Origin of the sequence: Halomonas sp. 3F2F (assembly GCF_014897805.1) — a bacterium.
Taxonomy (GTDB): domain Bacteria; phylum Pseudomonadota; class Gammaproteobacteria; order Pseudomonadales; family Halomonadaceae; genus Vreelandella.
This window is the reverse complement of record NZ_JABUZE010000067.1, coordinates 1-19763: the sequence shown is the minus strand read 5'-3', so window position 1 is coordinate 19763 and position 19763 is coordinate 1. Positions and strand designations below refer to the sequence as shown.

Sequence of the window (19763 nt, the reverse complement as noted above, 5' to 3'; positions counted from 1 at the left end):
GTATTTCGGCTAGCTACCTAACTCATTCTCCAGCGCTGACACTAAGCCGTGCGGTGCTGGGGAGTAGAGTACTCTCTGTAAAATCTCACCGTTGCGGTTAACCAAGAAAAGCGAAGCGCTATGGTCAATGGTGTAGGCCATGGCTGAATCGGGCGCCTCCACTCGCCGCCAAATCACGCCATAGCGTGCCGCTACATCTGCAAGCTGCTCTTGACTACCCACCAAGCCGATAAACGTATCACCAAAGAACTGCATATACTCTTCCATGCGCGGCAGCGTATCGCGTTCAGGGTCAACCGTTATCATTATCGGCACCACGCGTTCGCGCTGTGCATCGCTTAGCTGGGCCAATGCCTGACGTTTAACAGCCTGATTCATTGGGCAAACGTCTGGGCAGTAGGTGTAGCCAAATGAAACAATCGCAATGTCGTCTTCATCTAGCTGGGCGAGAGAGAAATCACCTTGAGTAGAGGGCATTTCTATTGGTCCCCCCGTCACGTCATCGCTGTCTGGCTGGAAAGCAAACTGGTAAAGGCCGATAGCCGAAATGGTCAGCAAGACAAGTATTAGCACTAGTCCCAGCCAGAGTGCTTTACGATTGTTTGGTTTAGCGGCCATACGTACTAACTCCTAATCACGTCAAAGTCGAACCAACTGCCCAGCTTGCCTTCCGGTGTTTCCAGGATAACCCGTGCTCGCCAGGGCATCACGTCTTGCGTGCAGATACCGACTTGCCCTTGGCCATGAAAGTGACCGGGCGCAGAGGCGGTTAACCCAAAACGGTGTAAGCCCATATCCATATCACGCCCGATAAAGTCGACCGTTACATGGCTTGGGTTGAGGCCCTCGACTTCTACATCCAGTGGCAGAATATCCAGCGCATCGATACGGCCATCGGCATCAACGGTGAGTGTTAGGCGGCCTTTATCGCCCAGTACTGCCGAGCACGTACTGGTGTGTAGGTTGCAGTTGGCATCTGGTGTAAACCATGCAATATCACCATCATCGCGCAGCCAATTGGCAAACACGTACCACGTGCAGGCGGCCAGTGAGATGCCCGTGATGAGGATAAGCACTTTCAGTGCTGGAAAACCCGTAAAGTAGCCAGGTTTAGGCAAGTTCTTCATGGCAGAATGGTCACTACGCAGGCCGTAAGATGGAAGTTAGTTTCATGGTAACAGTAATCGCACGGATGTCGCTGTGCTGGGATGTCGCAGTTAACAAGGAATAACAATGGAGAGCATTACTGGCGCACTTGGGCCACTGTTTTTATTGATTTTACTGGGCGCTGCCATTGGCTATGGCCGTTGGCCAAGTGCTACGTTCTGGCCGCAAATGGAGCGTCTGATCTACTTTGTGCTATTTCCAGCCATGCTGATAGGTACGCTGGCTACTGCTGATGTCAGCCAAGTACCGGTTGGGCGCATAGCGCTGGTATTGCTCGGCACGATGGGGGTTTTGGGCCTGTTGCTATGGCGCTGTCGTGGTTACCTTGGCTTAACGCCTGCGGCGTTCACGTCGGTGTTCCAAGGCGCCGTGCGTTTTAACACCTACGTGGGTGTCGCGGGCGCTGCGGCACTGCATGGCAGCATGGGGGCGACTACCGCCGCTGTGGCGGTGGCACTCATGGTACCGGTGGTGAACGTAATGTGCGTCGCAAGCTTTGTCGCGGCAGGGACGCTAGGCAGTGGAAGCCTTGGCCAAAGTGCCCTCGCACTGGCTAAAAATCCGCTGATTTTGTCCTGTCTAGCAGGTATCGGACTCAATCTTTCGGGGGTTGGCTTGCCCGGTTGGAGCGAGGATACCGTAGGGTTATTGGGAGGTGCGGCGCTGCCGTTAGGGCTCATTGCCGTGGGCGTGGCGCTGCGCCCCGCAGCACTGCTACGGCTTGATCGTGGCGTGATAGCGACGAATAGCATCAAGCTGCTGTTAATGCCTGCGGTGGTGCTGCTATTAGCGTGGCTGGTGGGGCTGGACCCTATCAGCCGTGATGTGGCGCTGCTGTTTGCAGCGCTGCCTACCGCCACATCTGCTTACATTCTTGCTCGGCAGTTGGGGGGTGATGCAGAGCTTATGGCGGCAATTATTACCGGCCAGACGCTGTTAGCGATGCTGACGTTGCCCGTTTGGTTGCAGCTGGTGGGGTAGTGTAAAAAAACTGTCTTAAAAATAAATAAAAAGTATTCGCATTTAGGTTGACGTGGTAAATGAGAATGATTATATTGTGATTGTCAGCGTTTAATGAGACGTTGGCAACCACGACAGAAACCGCCAGTTTCCTGTCATGGTTTCTCCCTCTCATTGCTAGTCACGGTCTTTTGCCGCTCCCTTGGAGCGGCTTTCTTTTTTTCTAGTGACCGTGTTTGCTGAAACATTGGCAACCACGACGCTATTTCAAAGATCAGCGCCAGTTTCCTGTCATGGTTCCTCTTTCCTTGCTAGTCACGGTCTTTTGCCGCTCCCTTGGAGCGGCTTTCTTTTTTTCTAGTGACCGTGTTTGCTGAAACATTGGCAACCACGACGCTATTTCAAAGATCAGCGCCAGTTTCCTGTCATGGTTCCACTTTCCTTGCTAGTCACGGTCTTTTGCTGCTCCCCTGGAGCGGCTTTCTTTTTTTATAGCGGCATCTTTCTTTGATCTCGGTGAATACCTCTTGTGACGTTTGGGCAGACAATAGGCGAATTGCCTATGCTGATCATCTATCCAGAGCCAGGAGACATGCCATGCGCGTTGCCGTTTTTAGCGCTAAGCCTTATGACGAAACCTTCCTTACTCGTGCTAATGCCTCGAATCGGCACGAATTAAGCTTTTTTGATGCGCGCTTGAACGTCGATACAGCGCCTCTCGCGAAAGGGTTTGAAGTTGTATGCGCTTTTGTAAATGACCATCTGTATGCGGACGTTTTAGAGCAGCTACACACGAGCGGCATACGATTGGTAGCACTGCGCTCGGCGGGCTTTAACCATGTTGACTTGGCGACGGCCGAACGGTTGGGAATTACCGTGGTGCGGGTGCCCGCTTATTCGCCTCATGCCGTAGCAGAGCACGCGGTGGCCTTAGTGTTAAGCCTGAACCGCATGACCTATCGCGCTTACAACCGAGTGCGCGAGGGCAACTTTGCCCTAGACGGACTGCTGGGGTTCGATCTGCATGGCAAAACCGTGGGCGTGATTGGCACTGGGCAGATTGGCTTGATCTTTGCCAATATCATGCATGGCTTTGGCTGCCGAGTAGTTGCCAGCGATCCTTTTCCAAATCCGAATGCCGAGCCGTTTGTGGAGTACGTGCCGCTGGCGTCGCTCTATGCTCAGGCAGATATTATCTCGCTGCACTGCCCGTTAACACCCGATACTGATCACCTGATTAACGCCGCGGCCATTGCACAAATGAAGCAGGGTGTGATGCTGATTAATACCGGACGTGGGCGAGTGGTTGACACCCAAGCGGTGATCGCTGGTCTGAAAAGCGGCAAAATTGGCCGCTTAGGGCTAGATGTTTACGAAGAAGAGGAGCAGCTGTTTTTCGAGGATCTATCGCACAAAGTGATCGATGATGACCAGTTCATGCGCCTGACGACCTTTCACAACGTACTGATCACTGGACATCAGGCATTTTTTACCACCGAGGCGTTGACCAATATCGCCGAGACCACACTGGCGAATATTGATGCCTTTGAAAGCGGTAGCGGTACGCTGCATCGCGTCGTTTACGATAAGCGAACGTAAACGACGCTGAGCTATCTTTAGTCGCTGTGTTTAAACGTCACGGCGGTAAATCAAATCCCATACGCCGTGGCCAAGTTTCTCGCCGCGGGCTTCAAACTTAGTTAGCGGGCGAAAGTCTGGGCGTGGAACGTAGGGCGCTGTGTCGGCGCTGGCGGTATTCGTATAGCCGGGTGCGGCGTCCATAACCTCAGCCATCCACTCGGCATAGGCTTCCCAGTCGGTCGCCAGGTGGAAGGTGCCGCCAGGTTTTAAGCGCGTACGAATCAGCTCAACAAACGCAGGTTGCACAATACGCCGCTTGTTGTGCTTCTTTTTCGGCCATGGATCGGGGAAAAAGAGCTGTAGCGTGGTTAATGAGTCTTCAGGCAGACACTGCTCCAGCACCGCTAAGGCATCTTCGCGGTAAACGCGCAGGTTAGTTAGGCCGCGTTTATCTACCTCATCCAGCAGCTTGCCCACACCCGGCGCGTGAACCTCGATACCGATAAAGTCGGTATCTGGGTGGCGTTCGGCTTGCTCGATGAGTGAGTTGCCCATACCAAAGCCAATTTCCACCACGCGCGGTGCTTGGCGGCCAAACAGGGTGTCCAGATCCTGACGCCCATCGGCAATCGTCAGTCCTAAGCGTGGCCAAACGTCTTCTAAACCGCGGCTTTGCGCTGGGGTCATGCGCCCTGCGCGAATCACGTAGCTCTTAATCCCCCGCCGGTGTAGCGGGGCATCAGCATTTTCAGGGCCTGTGGTGTTGCTCTCAGCGCCAGCAGTGTTGTTGCTTTCAGGCGTGGTGTCGTTCGTATCGGTCATGGTGTCTCTGTATCAGCCGTTAATTCGGCCTGCAAAAGGCGAAGAGGGATCGGCGCTCTGGCGGCGTGGCATACGGCCTGCTAAGAAGGCATCGCGGCCAGCTTCTACGGCCAGCTTCATGGCGTTAGCCATACGCAGCGGGTCGCGGGCGTGAGCGATCGCCGTGTTGAGCAGCACGCCGTCACACCCTAGCTCCATTGCCATGGCGGCGTCAGAAGCGGTGCCGATGCCCGCATCGACCAGCACGGGTACACTGCTTTGCTCAACAATCAGGCGTACATTATGCGGGTTTTGAATGCCATGCCCCGAGCCAATCAGCGAACCTAGCGGCATGATGGCGCAGCAGCCCATAGCTTCTAGTTCACGTGCCACAATGGGGTCATCACTGGTGTACACCATGACGTCAAAGCCATCAGCCAGCAGTGTCTCAGCAGCTTTTAGCGTCTCGACCACATTGGGGTAGAGAGTGTGATCGTCGCCGAGCACTTCCAGCTTGACCAGGTTATGGCCGTCTAGCAGCTCACGCGCCAAGCGGCAGGTGCGCACAGCGTCTTTGGCGTTGTAGCAGCCAGCGGTGTTGGGCAGCAAGGTGTAGCGCTGGGGGGAAATGACATCGAGAAGGTTAGGCGCGTCGGCATCCTGGCCTAAGTTGGTGCGGCGCACAGCAAAGGTGACAATTTCCGCGCCGCTTTGGGCAATGGCCGCGCCGGTCTCGGTAAAGTCTTTGTATTTGCCAGTACCCACCAGCAGGCGGGAGCTGAACTCGCGTCCAGCAACGGTAAACGGTGTATCAATCAGTGGCGTCATAGCGGTTCCTTTTGAAAGCAAAAACGGTGATGGGCTACGCTAGCCGCCGCCAATGGCGTGAACGACTTCTATCTGGTCGCCATTGGCTAAATGCGTTTGAGCAAGCTGGCTTTTGGGCACGATCTGTTCGTTAATTTCCACAGCGATACGGCGCCCGGTCAGGCCTAATTGCTCAATTAGATCAGCGGCGCTAAGGCCAGCTGCCAGCGTATGCGATTCGCCATTGAGCGTCAGTTGTATCGACTCATTAGGAGTAGGCATAACGGTAAGTGTCCCATTCGGTGAGGCAAAACATTGTCTATTGTAGCGGTTTCGCACCGCTCAAGGTATGTGACAACGTTAATCATCTCAGTGAAATATCGAGTGCGTATGTCGAGTACTTATCTCAAGTATTTATAACGAGTATTTATAAACAGGAGTAACGCATGCAGCGAGCAGACAAACCCTGGTGGTGCCTAGTCGCACTCTCAGGAGCATTAATGGTGATACTCGGGGCCTATGCGGCTCACGGGTTGGCATCGCGTACCACTGCTGCCATGGTCGACATCGTTGAAACTGGCGTGCGTTACCAAGCGTGGCATACGTTGGCTATGTTAGCGGTACTGGCTTGGCGCAGCCAGTGCCCTCAGCCAGGGCAGCGCATCGTGCTAGCGCTATGGGCGTTGGGTATCACCGCATTTTCGGGCTCGCTTTACCTAATGGCCCTAGTAGGGCTTAGCGTTGGTATTGTAACGCCCATCGGTGGTTTGCTGCTGATGGCAGGCTGGTTAGGCTTAGCCGTCACTGCGCTGCTCAGCCGTTAGCGCGGTGGTTAGCCAGTTGGGCTGTCTGGCAGCGCGTAGCTAGCGGTAATATGCGCAACCGGTTTAGTGTCATCGCTGGCAGAGAAAATCTGCACTTCGCCGACCGCTAAACGGCGGCCTAACTTGATGAGTTTGGCGTGAGCAACAATATCGTGCTCGCCGGAAGCGGCGCGTAAGAAATGGCAGTTCAAGTCACTGGTGACCGCCATGGCTTCGGGGCCTATTTGCGCCAAAATGGCCACATACAACGCCACATCGGCAAAGCCCATCATGGTCGGACCAGACACCCTGGGGCCAGGGCGAAGGTGTTGCTCACCGATGGTTAGTCGCAGGGTGGCACTCATCGCACCAACGCTTTCAATTCTGCCCATCCGCTGGGGAAACACCTCATCTAAAAAGTGCTCAATCTGCTCGGCAGTCATTACGGTCATTATTATTGTCCTTTATAAAAAAGCCCCGAGGCATGCGCCTCGAGGCTGATGATACCGCAAAGCGCGTTTACTTCGCCTTATGCACCTGACGCCACGCGTGAAGTAGCGGTTCGGTGTAGCCAGAAGGCTGTACGCGGCCTTTGAACACCAAGTCAGAGGCTGCTTTAAAGGCGGTTGAGCCTTCGAAGTCGGCGCTCATGGCCGTGTAGGTGGGGTCGCCAGCGTTCTGCTGATCAACCACTTTAGCCATACGCTTAAGCGTTTCTTCCACTCGCGGCGCATCGACAATGCCGTGGTGCAGCCAGTTGGCGATATGTTGGCTGGAAATACGCAGCGTAGCGCGGTCTTCCATTAGGCCAACGTTATGAATGTCCGGCACTTTCGAGCAGCCCACGCCATGTTCAACCCAGCGCACCACATAGCCCAGAATGCCCTGGCAGTTGTTATCCAACTCTTGCTGAATCTCTTCATCCGACCAGTTGGCGTTTTCGGCTACTGGCACGGTGAGCAGGTCATCTAAAAAGTCGGGTTCGCCTTGGGCTTCCAGTTCGCGCTGTACGTCCGCTACGTTGACTTGGTGGTAGTGAAGCGCATGTAGCGTAGCCGCCGTTGGAGAAGGCACCCATGCCGTGTTAGCACCCGCTTTCGGGTGACCAATTTTTTGCTCTAGCATGCTATGCATCAGATCCGGCATCGCCCACATACCTTTACCGATTTGAGCACGACCACGCAGGCCACAGGCTAAGCCTACCTGCACGTTGTTCTTCTCGTAGGCAGTGATCCACGCAGCGCTCTTCATATCGCCTTTGCGAACCATCGGGCCTGCTTCCATGGCGGTGTGCATTTCGTCACCGGTGCGGTCAAGGAAACCGGTGTTGATGAACACAACGCGAGAAGCCGCTTCAGCAATACACGCCTTCAAGTTGACAGTAGTGCGGCGCTCTTCATCCATGATGCCCATTTTCAGGGTGTCGCGGCTCATGCCCAGGATGTCTTCAACGCGACCAAACAGTTCGTTGGCGAACGCCACTTCTTTCGGCCCGTGCATTTTCGGCTTCACGATATACACTGAGCCAGCGCGGGAGTTGCGTGGCTGATCGGCGTCTTTCTTCAGATCGTGCAGTGACAGCAGCGAGGTCACTACCGCATCCAGAATACCTTCCGGCAGTTCGTTGCCATTTTCGTCCAGGACGGCAGGCGTGGTCATCAGATGGCCAACGTTACGCACGAACATCAGCGAACGACCCGGCAGTGTAACGGTGCTGCCATCAGTGGTTTGCCAAGTACGATCGGCGTGCAGCGTCCGCTTGAAGGTTTTGCCGCCTTTGTCGATGCTCTCTTCCAGGTCGCCCTTCATCAGGCCAAGCCAGTTGCTGTAAACACCGACTTTATCTTCAGAGTCGACAGCAGCAACGGAGTCTTCACAATCCATAATAGCGGTCAGCGCCGCTTCCACCACCACGTCTTTCACGTGAGCGGGGTCGGTTTTACCGATCGGGTGGCTGTCGTCGATCTGGATTTCCAGGTGCAGGCCGTTGTTAGTAAGCAGGATTGCTTCAGGCGCGGATGCATCGCCGTTAAAGCCGATCAGCTTGCCGGAATCTTTTAGGCCGGTTTCACGACCGCCTTCCAGACTAACGACCAAGTGGCCATCACGAATAGCGTATTTCACCGCATCGCGGTGAGAGCCGGTGGCCAGTGGGGCAGCGCGATCAAGCACACCACGGGCATAAGCGATAACTTTTTGGCCACGCTTCGGGTTGAAACTGGTGCCTTTTTCAGCGCCATCTTCTTCTGAAATCGCATCGGTGCCGTATAGGGCATCGTACAAACTACCCCAGCGGGCATTAGCGGCGTTCAGTGCATAGCGGGCATTGCTCACAGGCACCACCAACTGCGGGCCTGCTTGAACAGCCACTTCACGATCTACATTGGCCGTGGTGGTTTTAACACTGTTGGGTGCATCCACCAGATAGCCAGCTTCTTTCATGAAGCTGCGGTAAGCCGGCATATCGCTAACCGGGCCCGGATTTTCACGGTGCCAGACATCCAGTTTTTCTTGGAGCGTGTCGCGCTCTTCAAGCAGCTGGCGATTTTTCGGTGTCAAATCATGGAACAGGGCGTCAATGCCAGCCCAAAAGGTGCTTTCGTCGACACCAGTGCCCGGTAAAGCCTGCTCATTGATGAAACGGTCCAGGTCTGCTGACACCTGTAAACGGTGACGCGTGATACGCTCGCTCATGGGGTTCTCCTGTAAAGGTGCCCGTGGGATATTATCGTGCCACGGCCAGGGTAAATGTATATTTGTGGAAAATACTTCCACAACTGCGCGGGCATGTAAACAGCCGATGCCGTAAAGCAGCAAAATGCTCGACCAAATGATGAGAGCGGTAGTGGTCTCCGCTATCATTCAGCCAATGGATAGGTGGCGTTCACGGAGAGACGTTAATGCATAATTTCCAACACCTGGAAGGCTTGTTTAGACAAGCAGCAGGCGAGTCATCGCTCTCCCAGCTTAGGCCGGGCGACACGCTAACGGACGCTGTGCATGACTATTTTCGCCACTACGGTTTAGAAACGCTACTAAACGATACCAGCGAAGTGCACGCGGGATTTATTGATACTGGACGCTTTGCTCTGTGGTGCCAAGTATGGAGCCCGCCTGTGCCCACGGGCACTGCGTTTGTGATTCATGGTTACTTTGACCATTTAGGCCTTTACCGCCATTTGCTCGGCTGCCTGCTGGCCAAAGGGTGGCGAGTGGTGTTGTGGGATCTTCCTGGTCACGGTCTTTCCAGCGGCCCACGCGCTGATATTGACGATTTTGACGACTATCAGCACTGCCTTGCGCATTTACAGGCAACATTACAATGCCAGGGCATGGCCCCTACGCCGTGGCTAGGTGTTGGGCAGAGTACGGGGGCGGCCATCTTGGCGACTGACGCGCTCACTCGTCGTGAAACGGCAGGCTGGGCCGGTATTGTGCTGCTAGCGCCATTGGTACGCCCCTGGCGCTGGAGCCAGTCTAGTTGGCTGCACCTGATTGCCAGCCCTTTTCTAAAGGAGCTACCACGTAAGTATCGCCCCAACTCCACCGATGAGCAGTTTACGGCGTTCCTACGTGACCAAGACCCGCTGCAACCGGAACGCTTAAGCGTCGCCTGGATAACCGCGATGCGGCGTTGGATGCCGCGTTTGCTAGCGTTGGAACCTAACCCGCTGCCGACGCTTATTTTACAGGGTGAGCAAGATCTTACCGTCGATTGGGAGTGGAATTTGGCGGTGTTGGAGGAGAAGTTTCCCAATGCCGAGGTCCACCGCCACCCAGAAGCACGGCACCACTTAGTTAACGAGGCCGATCCCATTCGTGAAGTGTTGTTTGAAGCTCTGGATGGTTTCGTAGACAACGTTGTTGAGCGTGGGCAATAACGTAAATGTTTAAAGCACTGGGAGGAGCAAGCTGAGGCTAGGGCGCTTGCGCGCGCCCTGCCTCAGGCCTATTTTCGCTACTGAGTTTCGTTACTGAGCGTTCAGAAAGTCCTCCACATCGAGCAGTATCAGCTCATTATCATCAGCGCGTCCTTGCTGGCGGCCAATCGAGAAAGGGTAGTTGTTGTCATTGGCGACCACGATGGTGCTCTCATCGACGCGATCGACATTCTCAATGGTCACGAAGGGAAAGTTAAAGGTGCCGTTGATCGTGCCGCGGGGCGCGATGCCATCTGGATCCTGGATGTTCATCAGGTCTATATAGGCGATTTTCTCAAGCACTCCCTGCTCGTCTGTACGGTCGAGGTCGATGAGGTAGATACGTTTGAACTCAGCGGGGTTGTCTGCCCACGCTTCTCGCGGGTCGCCCTGGCGACTATCACGCTCGATAATCAGGCCACGTGTTCCGCCAATGAGGTTGAAATCGCCAATCGCATGATCCGCAGACTCCAAGGGGTAGTAGCGGGTTGTGTCGCCCCATTCTCCGGTTTCAGTATCGAGCTCGAACATTCTTAACACGGGGGTGCCATCAATCGTTTCCGGGGCGTTGGCGTTGCTGTCCCAGATCGGTTTTTCCAGCAAGGGATAGAGCGTTGTTTGGTCTTCGGAGAGCGCCATGCCTTCATAGCCGCCGGAGCGAAACACTACCACCTCATCAGCGAGAGACGCGCCAGGGTTCGGGGTGAGGGCAAAGGCATTGTCTGGTGAGCGCATCAGCGTTCCACTAGGGTTAGTGGCCAGCACTTGCAGCACTTCACCCTGATTATCGACCTGGATAATCCAGGGGCCGAACTCATCGCCAATCCAGTAGCTATCGCCCACCGGCTGTATCGATTCAATATCGAAATCAGCGCCGGTTAAAAAGCGACCAGGCGTGGCTTCATTCATAATCGGGAAGGGCACTTTGCGGTTTGGGTCCGATAGTTGAACGGTCTCCTCGATGATGACACGCCCGGTGTCCCAGTCAGTCTTTATGATGTTAAACATCAGAATGACGTCAGAGGAGTTGGCTTTGGAGCCAAAGCCGTTATCGGTTAATACCAAGAAACGATCATCGCCTAACGAGCGAATACCTGAAAACCCCTGCAATGGCTGGCTGGGGAAGGGTAGCGCTAAGCCGGTGGCTTGCATGTTGGTATACAACTGCTCAGCACGGCCCTCTGGGCCAGTAAAACGGCCTGAAACGTTGTAGTGCTCAGCGGCGCCGGAAGGCGCCGCCACAAAGCTGCTGCCGGGTAGCTGGGCATGGCCGGACAATGTGGCGCTAAAATCCTGCTGGGCGTGCGCCGCACTGGTAAATACAAAGGCGAATAGGGCGGTCGCTAGTAACGGCTTAGTCATCACGGTTTCACTATTTAGGAAGAAAAAGTAGAGCAGTTTCAGCTTTTGCTAATTTTCACCCGTAATAGTGAAAGTTGAATGACAGCGTGCAGACGTTTTAATGGCGGCAAGCTTGCATATCGAGCCTAGCCGCTCATCAGCAAAAAACGCCTTGCTCAAAAGACACAAATGTTAAATGGTGAGGCTTTCAAACACGTTCTTATAAAGAGGAAATGGTAATGGCATCATCAGTAGCAAAAGTTCTCGTATTAGCGGGCAGTGCCCGTGAAGGTTCGCTTAACAAACAGCTCGCGAAGCTTGCCGCCAAGCGCATTGAGGCCTTGGGTGGAAAGGCTACCTTTATCGATTTAAAAGACTACCCTTGCCCGCTGTTCGATGAAGATATTGAAGCCCAGGGCATGCCTGATAATGTACTGAAGCTACGCGAAATACTGGCCGATCACCAAGCAGTGATGATCGCTTCGCCAGAGTACAACGGCTTTATCACACCGCTGCTGAAAAACACACTGGACTGGCTGTCACGACCCTACCAGGATACGCCGGGGCTCAAGTTATTTGCCGGTAAGTGGGCTGCGCTGGTAGCGGCATCCCCTGGTGGGCTGGGCGGTATTCGAGCATTGCCCCTTGGACAGCAATTGTTGGCCAATCTGAGTTTGACCGTACTGCCGCAGCCACTATCATTGCCGAAGGCAGGCAGTGCGTTTAACGAGTCAGGCGCGCTCAAGGATGAAGCGACGGGTGGAAAGCTCGACGCCCTATGCCAACGGCTTGTCGATGTAATGGCCAATCACCATCGCTAGGCACCTTTCAACAGCCTATCCAACTGCCGGTAGCCGATCGCCTCGATAAAGTGCGGCTGGGTAGGCTTGGGTTCGCCTTGCAGATCGGCCAGGGTAAGCGCGACCCGCAGGACGCGGTGGTAAGCACGGGCAGAGAGCTTGAGTTTTTCCAGCACGCCTGCCAACCAGGCGCGCTCTTCATCGTTCAGCGCGCAGGCGGCTTCTAAGGCTTTGCCGCTTAGCTGGCTGTTGAGTGCGCCTCGCGCCATTTGGCGCTCTCGGGCGGCCATCACTCGCTCGCGCACGGCGCTGGAAGGTTCGCCTTGAGTTTGGGCGGTAAGCTGCTCGGGCGGCAGGGCGGGCACTTCCACTTGCAGGTCAATGCGGTCTAGCAGCGGGCCAGAAAGCCGTGCCTGATAGCGCTGAATCTGACTGGAACTGCACTGGCAGCGCTGACGCGGATCGCCCAAGTGTCCACAGGGGCAGGGGTTCATGGCGGCAACGAGTTGAAACTGCGCTGGATAACGGCGTTCATGGCTGGCGCGTGAGAGGTGAATTTCCCCCGTTTCCAGTGGCTGCCTTAACACTTCTAAGACGTTGCGCGAAAACTCCGGCAGCTCGTCTAAAAATAGAACACCGTGGTGAGCAAGCGAGATTTCCCCAGGTTTGGGCTTTGAGCCTCTGTGAATTCCACTAAAAACAGCTACTAATGCTATACTGGAACAATATCTTACGTTATTTTCGACAAGTAAATACGCTACTAATTGACACCAATATAAGCGACTGGGTGTTAAAATCACAAATATATAGGCGACTGAATATGAATCGGCCTGTTAGAGTTATTGGAACTAACCGAAGGAGCCTTACTGGGCAGGTTTCTTTCTTACGAGGAAGCACTTGCAATTTTGAGTCATCATTAGAGCGCGATTTCCTGATGATCCTCGATTTTGATCCGTTGGTCGCTACGGTTTGTGAGCAGCCGCTAACCCTTAAGTATCAAGATGATGATCGAAAAAGGCGTCAGTACACGCCCGATATGCTCGTGACTTACTCGGATGAAGCGGCGCCGATTCTGTATGAGGTTAAGTATCGCGAAGATTTGAGAGAAAATTGGCACATTATGAAGCCTAAATTTCAGGCAGCTATACGCTATTGCAAGCAGCAAGGTTGGGGCTTTCGCATTGTGACTGAGCGAGAGATTAGAGGCACTGGCCTATTGAACAATGCACGATTTCTAAGGGCCTATAGGGACTTGGCAGAGGACTCGGCTACCGCTACTCACTTGGCTAGAACCCTTGCCGTGCTCGGTGAAACAACACCTGAAATTCTACTTACAGCTGCTTATGCGAATGAGGAAAAGCGTATGTGTGCGCTTAGTTGTTTATGGCAAATGATCGCTATAGGCCGTGTTCATGCTGACCTCATACGCCCATTAAACATGTCCAGCCCCATATGGATTACTAACGGAGAAGGTTTCTTATGGCTACAGAGCCCGCTTTTCTATCGGTAACTACTGGGTCTGTGATAACAGCCAATGGTCGTACCTATAGAGTTTCGCACTTGTTGGATACAGCAACCCTCCTTGCTAAAGATACCGACACTGGAGAGGTGCACCGTCTGTCTGCGCATCAGCTTCGTCCCGTAACGGATATAGAGCTTGGAGAAGGTGGTGTTGCTGAAGGAAAGGATTTATCCGAGATCGAAGACGAAGACTGGCAAGTTGCTCAGCAGCGGTTTGCAGCAATCCGTCCTCTACTTGACGATCCATTTCGTACTCGTGCAAAGGCAGAGCAGTTAGCAGAAGAAGCCGGTGTTCACGTTGCCACTTTATACCAATGGGTTAAGGACTATCACGAGGCTGGCCATATTTCAGCATTGATACCAGCCCCGCGAGGCCGCAAGCCAGGTACGAAAAAGCTCGATAAGAAAGTCGAGGCAATAATCGAAGGGGCGATCAATGACTTATATCTAAGTCGTCAACGATATAAGCCCAGTGACGTAATTATCACTGTCAAAGCTCATTGCAAACAGGCCGGTTTACTTCCTCCTCACTCCAATACAATCCGTAACCGCATAAAACAGATTTCGACACGTGAAACGATGAGACGCCGCGGGCTACGAGATAAGGCGCGTGACACCTTTGCTCCTATCAGGGGAGAGTTTCCAAATGCGGATTTCCCTCTTGCTGTTGTTCAAATAGATCATACGCCTGCTGACGTCATCTTAGTTGATGAAGAGCATCGTCTGGCGCTTGGCCGACCGTGGATAACTCTGGCTATTGATGTCTTTTCACGAATGGTGGTGGGGATTGCGGTTAGCATGGAAAAGCCCAGTGCTATCTCAGTGGGTTTGTGTGTCTCCAATGCCATGTTGCCTAAGCATGAATATCTTGCAAACCTGGGGGTGGGGCAAGAGTGGCCAGTCTGGGGGAAAATGCGTGTTCTGCATGCTGATAACGCGAAAGAATTCCGGGGGAAAATGCTGCGCCGGGCTTGTGAACAATACGGTATCGACCTGCAATTACGTCCGGTAAAGCTTCCCCACTACGGCGGACATATAGAGCGTTATATGGGTACTGCTGCAAATGAGATACACACCTTACCTGGCACAACATTTTCCAACGTTGAGCAACGGAAAGGATATGACTCAGAAAAAGAATCAGCGCTCACCCTTCGTGAGTTTGAGCAGCATTTAGTTGAATTTATTGTTGGGGTGTATCACCGTCGCAAGCATTCTGAATTGAACATGCCACCAATGCGCAAGTGGCAACTCGGTATATTAGGAGACTCAACACAGCCGGGCTTGGGGATGCCGCCTATACCAACTGACCCCACGCGTTTGAAGTTAGACTTCCTTCCTCTTTATTCACGCACTGTGCAGCGCTACGGCGTCCAGCTGGATGAAATTAATTACTACCATGAAGTGTTGAACCCTTGGATTGGTTCAAAAGACCCCGAAAATCAAACGAAGGCTCGTTCATTTACTATCCGTCGTGATCCACGCGATATCAGTAAAGTCTATTTCTACGACCCTGAAAGTGAGATCTATTACATGGTTCCTTATCGGAATCCTACTCGACCAGCGATTAGTGTGTGGGAGTTACGGGAAGCAACTCGCCGCATTCGAGAGGAAGGACTGCGGCATGTTGATGAGGATGTGATTTTTGAGACCATTCTCAAGATGCGTCATCGTGTTGAACAGGCCGTCACGAAAACGAAGCAAGCAAGACGTCAGATGGCTCGTATCAATACGACGAAGAAACTCGCCAAGAAAACGGAATCTGTTGAAACACAAGCGCCTGCTAAGAGTGTTTTTCCTGCTCCACCTCAAACAGAGGTGCAAAGTGAGATTGATATATTCGCACTGCCTATAGAACCATTCGATGACGATGCCTAGGGAATGAATATGGCCCATTTTGATCACCTCAAGCCAGAGATTGCTGAGACACTCACCTGGACGACGGAAGACCGCATTTATTTCGCTCAGCAAAACCATTGGATTTCCTATCCTAGGGCCAAAGAAATCATGACCCGGCTTGAGGATCAATTAGCACATCCCCGTGTACAGCGGATGCCCAACACGTTGCTGGTCGGAGAAAGCGGGAATGGAAAAAGTACATTAATCGACCGTTTCAGAGAAAAGCATCCTGTGAAGATTCTTCCCTCTGGAGAGCCATTAGCACCTGTCATTGTTATGGAAATGCCCTCCGAACCAAATGAGGGGCGTTTTTGGACTGAGTTACTTCTGTCATTAAAGATAGCCCACAGAGATACGGATCCCGTGCAGCGTAAGGAGAACCAAGCTATTTCGGTATTAACTTACGTACAAGCCAGGATGCTCATTATTGATGAAATCCACAATGTGCTACATGGAAGTGCAAGACAACAGAGGCATTTTCTAGGAATGCTTAAAAGATTGAGCAATAAGCTACAGCTTCCGCTTGTAGCCGTCGGTACGCGTGACTCCATTCTCGCGCTGCACACCGATACTCAACTCTCAAGTCGCTTTGAGCCGCTGGCACTACCTCGATGGCAGTTAGATGTTAGCTTCTTGCGCCTCTTGGCCAGCTTTGAACGCTTACTGCCATTAGCTGAGCCCTCTCAGCTGTCTAGTCAGGATATCGCGATAAAGCTACATAGTATGAGTGGGGGCACCATCGGCGGCGTAGCGACCGTGCTTAAAAGAGCGACCGTTAAAGCGATCCGAGATGGTAAAGAGCATATAGACGCTAAGCTTCTTGATAACATCGGCTGGGTTAAACTCTCTGATTATGGCAAGGAGGCGCTTAAACTGTGATCAGAGGAAGCTGGGCGATCATGCTATCACCAGCTAAGAATGAGCTGTTTACTTCGTGGTTGATGCGTAGCGCCTTTGCTCACGGCCTGACCCCCTATCGGTTTGCTAATTACTGGGCTCCATCTATTCCTATCTGGAGCCGTGACATTGATCGTAGTGCCAGTGATGAGCTGCTCTATACCGTGTCGCGCCACTCAGGTTTTGATGTTGCGTCAGTCGAAAGGATGACATTACGTTCAATTGAGCAGAGTTTGGTAAAAATTCATCGTCAGGGAAATGTCCCCTTTCTTCTGTCAGCGGGGATATCTAACAAGGTACGTACCCAGCACGGCCTCCAATATTGTTCCGAATGCTTCAAGGATTATGGGGCCATCTATTATCGTGACTGGCGTTTAGGGTTTATGGTTGTTTGTCCTTACCATGGCGCCATGATGAGCGATGCTTGCCCACGTTGTGATGCGCCATTGATGCCACATCTAAGTACCGTGCAAAGAATGGATCGCTGTACGGTATGTGGGGTGTCGCTTCTTTCTCGCAAGTTACCAACCTTGTGCTGTTCTCCATTAGTGTTAGCTCTTCAATCCCAGCTACTGAAATTAGCGAATGGAACTCCGACTAACTTGCTCCCACAAGCGTCCACCAGTCCGGAAGCTCTGAGTGTCATTCGGGTAATGGCAGGCGTGCTCGCTAATTCGCTACAGCATGATCGACTGAGGCATCATTACGACTTGAAACCCTTCCATCGTCCTTCAAATCAGCGTTGCTTGTATGAGCATCAGCGTGTTGCCTATAGGACTGCAATTTTGGAAACCTTGGCATATTGGCTTCTTGATTGGCCATCGTCATTCCAAGAAGGTTCAAGTGTGCTTGGTCTAACTCAGAGGACATTCATAAAATCTATAATGCCTGCTTTTTTTGCTGAGCAGTTGTCATATCTGCCTGTGGGGGTACGAAGAACGCGCAGCACGAATCAGCAGCCAAAAGGCCCTTGTCTAAATCGGTGCCGACGAACTGAGCTTGTACAGTTCCGCCAGGAAAGAGCTCGACATATATTAAGTTTTTTAGGATACCCATTTTTGTGAGTCATAAGCCCCACTTGCAGTGTGATGACTGTGGTCGATCCATGCTTAAGGCGCAAAGGCGCTACAAAGGGAGCGCTTACTGCTCGACATGTTATGCCCGTGAGTTTAAGAAGAAGACTTGCACTAAATGCGGCGAGTCAGTGCGAGCCCATAAGTATGAAGAGAACCCGGTCTGCGGTGAGTGCCTCAGGCTGCACCGTGTCTGCGCGCGCTGCGATAAGCCGCTGCCGAGAGCCGGTTATCTTATTGGTCACGCTGCGTTTTGCAAAAGCTGCGCTCCGCATGGGCGAGAGGAACATACCTGTTCCCGTTGTGGATGTCTTTCTAGCAGATATTCACGCATCACTAATGGTGAACTTTCAGAGATTATCTGCCAGGCATGCGAAAGGAAGGCCTGCGCATTTGTAACCTGCTCGGTTTGTCGGAAATATCGTCAGCTCCATCAATATGATGTTGAAGGACGAGCTGTTTGTAGAGATTGCAGCGGGCCATATCCAAAAACTCACTCATGTCCTGACTGTGGAGCAGATACTCCCGGTGGTGGCAACGCCCCTTGCCAAGACTGTTCTTTAAAACGCCGTTTAGACCGACGAATAATGCTGAACCTTGAGTTATTTGAAGCTTCTTGGTGTAGAGCGCTATTTCTTGAGTTTTGCTCTTGGGAAAGGCTTCCTAGGCAAGCGGGAAATATGACGACGCGAATAGATAGTTATGCGCGTTTTTTGGTCATACTCGAACGGAATACTTTGTCCGTCAGAGATATTGATCAGCAACACTTATTCAATTTATTTGGAGCTGAAAAGCTTCGCCGTTCTTTTCATGTGGTGAATTTCTTAGTAGAAAAACTAGGCATAGAGTGGGATAACGAAGAGAAAGAGCAAGCGATTGAAAATAAGAGGATTAATGATATTTTGCAATGTTATGAGAAGCAGCCTTGGCATCGTGAGGTCGTCGACTATGCAAAAGAATTGAGTGAGAGAGTTACTTACAAAGAGACACCAATCAAACCTTTGACTGTTAGGAACTATCTGCGAGCAGCTATAGAGCTATTGATGTCAGCCAAGGTATCTTCCATTCAGGAACTTCCCGAAGAAGCTATCGTATCTCATGCTAAGAAAAAGCCAGGGCATTGTGCTTCCTTAGCTGTTTTCAGAACCTTTGCCAAAGATAAATACGCCGTTAATCTCGTGTTACCTGAGAAAAAAAATAAAGGGATAAGCAATAAGCAACACGTTAAAAAAATTAAGGCAGTAATGGAAAAGCTTGTTTCAACACCGAACGAGCGCGAAGCTAAAGCTTTAATGCCTGCAGCAATTTCAATGCTTTATCAGTTGCCATTAAAAAAGGTACTTATGCTTCGCTGTGCACACGTTGTGCAATCCAGCCGAAAGGTGTTCATTACTGTGGATGATGAGCGCTACGAGCTCCTCGGGCCGCTGCCTCATTTAATGAAGGTAGATCAGTTGGGAATCGACCCTGAGGCTTTTATCTTTGCTGGCAGAAGCCGTATGCAGCCTATGAGCACGGGAACTGTGCGGTACCATGTAAAAAAGCTTGAAGCGCAAATAGGAATGTAAGGTGTAGAGCTTGGCCAATGTGAGCCCTATGATAATTCGCATGATAACCATTTGTTATCGCTGACAGGCTGCCACACCTTTGCCATTTTTTTATTCGCATCAAATTGGCTATTCGCTCTAGTGGTCAATACTGATGCCTGTGATTGTTAAATCCGACCTCGCGCTCCACCACCTGAGGAACCGGGACCTTCTACATATTCGAGGTTCAGATCAACTTCAATCCGAACAGGAGGAATACCATAAACCTCATCTTCCAATCTCGACTTTGCATAGTTATTAAGTGCAAATCGCTCGCACAGGTGTCCACCTTCTCGCCATTCTGATTTTGAAAGTCCAAGTACAGTGACTAATCCCAAGCCAGCATGGTAGATTTTGTAAGGCATTGAATTTTGGCTTTCCCTTGTGCCATGAATTATCGGCTCTTGCCAAAAAAGCTCCAAAAAATTTCGCTGCGGTTCAGTAAGATTAGAAATCGTTTGATTCACCATCCCCTTAAAACGATTTTTTTCGAACTCAATAAAAAGTGGACGTACTACAGGGCTCAGCTGGAAAAAAAACTCAGCAGCGGGTGCTTGATGTATTTTTCCTGAATCCGTGAGACCGGCCCCCGGAAGCACTTCTAACCCAC

19 protein-coding genes and 1 pseudogene are annotated in these 19763 nt (G+C 52.1%); 10 read left to right on the top strand and 10 right to left on the bottom strand.

The features are described from left to right. Positions 1-9: 9 nt before the first annotated feature. Positions 10-618 (bottom strand): SCO family protein, encoded by a 609-nt coding sequence (locus INT21_RS07930; protein WP_089040263.1) that lies wholly within the window; start codon positions 616-618, stop codon positions 10-12. 5 nt (positions 619-623) lie between these two features. Then, a complete protein-coding gene (locus tag INT21_RS07925) occupies positions 624-1127 on the bottom strand; it encodes a hypothetical protein (RefSeq protein ID WP_193059356.1) in 504 nt (167 codons plus the stop codon). Between the two features lie 106 nt (positions 1128-1233). Here INT21_RS07925 and INT21_RS07920 point away from each other — a divergent pair, with 106 nt between their 5' ends. Further along, the gene (locus tag INT21_RS07920; RefSeq protein ID WP_193059357.1) at positions 1234-2148 is read left to right on the top strand and encodes an AEC family transporter; all 915 of its coding nucleotides are present in this window, start codon (positions 1234-1236) and stop codon (positions 2146-2148) included. Between the two features lie 576 nt (positions 2149-2724). After that, positions 2725-3726: a 2-hydroxyacid dehydrogenase gene (locus INT21_RS07915; RefSeq protein WP_193059358.1), complete on the top strand. Its 1002-nt coding sequence runs from the start codon at positions 2725-2727 to the stop codon at positions 3724-3726. 30 nt (positions 3727-3756) lie between these two features. Here the strand turns inward: INT21_RS07915 and trmB are convergent, their stop codons facing one another. The 3 genes from trmB to thiS are packed head-to-tail and all read right to left on the bottom strand — an operon-like array spanning position 3757 to position 5598. After that, a complete protein-coding gene (gene trmB / locus INT21_RS07910) occupies positions 3757-4530 on the bottom strand; it encodes a tRNA (guanosine(46)-N7)-methyltransferase TrmB (protein WP_193059359.1) in 774 nt (257 codons plus the stop codon). Between the two features lie 12 nt (positions 4531-4542). After that, the gene (locus INT21_RS07905) at positions 4543-5337 is read right to left on the bottom strand and encodes a thiazole synthase (protein ID WP_193059360.1); all 795 of its coding nucleotides are present in this window, start codon (positions 5335-5337) and stop codon (positions 4543-4545) included. A 39-nt stretch (positions 5338-5376) separates the two neighbouring features. Continuing rightward, positions 5377-5598, bottom strand: coding sequence for a sulfur carrier protein ThiS (gene thiS / locus INT21_RS07900; RefSeq protein ID WP_009723207.1), 222 nt, complete (start codon positions 5596-5598; stop codon positions 5377-5379). A gap of 164 nt (positions 5599-5762) precedes the next feature. Between thiS and INT21_RS07895 the strand changes: the two genes are divergently transcribed. Next, positions 5763-6140 carry a DUF423 domain-containing protein gene (locus INT21_RS07895; RefSeq protein ID WP_083007660.1) on the top strand — a complete coding sequence of 126 codons (378 nt, stop codon included), beginning with the start codon at positions 5763-5765 and terminating at the stop codon, positions 6138-6140. Positions 6141-6148: 8 nt separating this feature from the next. On the opposite strand, the gene INT21_RS07890 is transcribed toward INT21_RS07895, so the two are convergent. Both INT21_RS07890 and INT21_RS07885 read right to left on the bottom strand, forming a co-directional pair. Further along, positions 6149-6571 (bottom strand): PaaI family thioesterase, encoded by a 423-nt coding sequence (locus INT21_RS07890; protein WP_038479517.1) that lies wholly within the window; start codon positions 6569-6571, stop codon positions 6149-6151. A 67-nt stretch (positions 6572-6638) separates the two neighbouring features. Next, positions 6639-8813: a malate synthase G gene (locus INT21_RS07885; protein WP_193085030.1), complete on the bottom strand. Its 2175-nt coding sequence runs from the start codon at positions 8811-8813 to the stop codon at positions 6639-6641. A gap of 206 nt (positions 8814-9019) precedes the next feature. On the opposite strand from INT21_RS07885, the gene INT21_RS07880 reads away from it, so the two are divergent. Beyond that, positions 9020-10000 carry an alpha/beta hydrolase gene (locus INT21_RS07880; RefSeq protein WP_193059362.1) on the top strand — a complete coding sequence of 327 codons (981 nt, stop codon included), beginning with the start codon at positions 9020-9022 and terminating at the stop codon, positions 9998-10000. A 90-nt stretch (positions 10001-10090) separates the two neighbouring features. Here the strand turns inward: INT21_RS07880 and INT21_RS07875 are convergent, their stop codons facing one another. Further along, positions 10091-11401 carry an esterase-like activity of phytase family protein gene (locus INT21_RS07875; protein ID WP_226916902.1) on the bottom strand — a complete coding sequence of 437 codons (1311 nt, stop codon included), beginning with the start codon at positions 11399-11401 and terminating at the stop codon, positions 10091-10093. A gap of 218 nt (positions 11402-11619) precedes the next feature. Here INT21_RS07875 and INT21_RS07870 point away from each other — a divergent pair, with 218 nt between their 5' ends. Then, positions 11620-12201: an NADPH-dependent FMN reductase gene (locus INT21_RS07870; protein WP_193059364.1), complete on the top strand. Its 582-nt coding sequence runs from the start codon at positions 11620-11622 to the stop codon at positions 12199-12201. On the opposite strand, the pseudogene INT21_RS07865 reads toward INT21_RS07870, so the two are convergent. Then, a pseudogene (locus tag INT21_RS07865) lies at positions 12198-12860 on the bottom strand (ATP-binding protein); the annotation flags it as partial. The gene INT21_RS07870 and the pseudogene INT21_RS07865 sit on opposite strands and share 4 nt — an antisense overlap. A 140-nt stretch (positions 12861-13000) precedes the next feature. Here INT21_RS07865 and INT21_RS07860 point away from each other — a divergent pair. The 5 genes from INT21_RS07860 to INT21_RS07840 all read left to right on the top strand — a co-directional run bounded on the left by INT21_RS07860 (position 13001) and on the right by INT21_RS07840 (position 19135). Then, entirely contained in the window at positions 13001-13690 is a 690-nt protein-coding gene (locus tag INT21_RS07860; protein ID WP_217990263.1) for a TnsA endonuclease N-terminal domain-containing protein, read from the top strand. A gap of 50 nt (positions 13691-13740) precedes the next feature. After that, a complete protein-coding gene (locus INT21_RS07855; protein ID WP_192526910.1) occupies positions 13741-15576 on the top strand; it encodes a Mu transposase C-terminal domain-containing protein in 1836 nt (611 codons plus the stop codon). Between the two features lie 9 nt (positions 15577-15585). Further along, positions 15586-16476 (top strand): TniB family NTP-binding protein, encoded by an 891-nt coding sequence (locus INT21_RS07850; RefSeq protein WP_176483352.1) that lies wholly within the window; start codon positions 15586-15588, stop codon positions 16474-16476. Positions 16477-16496: 20 nt separating this feature from the next. Next, positions 16497-17558, top strand: coding sequence for a TniQ family protein (locus INT21_RS20735; RefSeq protein WP_192524527.1), 1062 nt, complete (start codon positions 16497-16499; stop codon positions 17556-17558). A 689-nt stretch (positions 17559-18247) separates the two neighbouring features. Next, the gene (locus INT21_RS07840) at positions 18248-19135 is read left to right on the top strand and encodes a hypothetical protein (RefSeq protein WP_096277095.1); all 888 of its coding nucleotides are present in this window, start codon (positions 18248-18250) and stop codon (positions 19133-19135) included. A 146-nt stretch (positions 19136-19281) separates the two neighbouring features. Here the strand turns inward: INT21_RS07840 and INT21_RS07835 are convergent. Then, a partial coding sequence (locus INT21_RS07835; protein ID WP_193085029.1) for a hypothetical protein occupies positions 19282-19763 on the bottom strand: 482 nt, incomplete at its 5' end.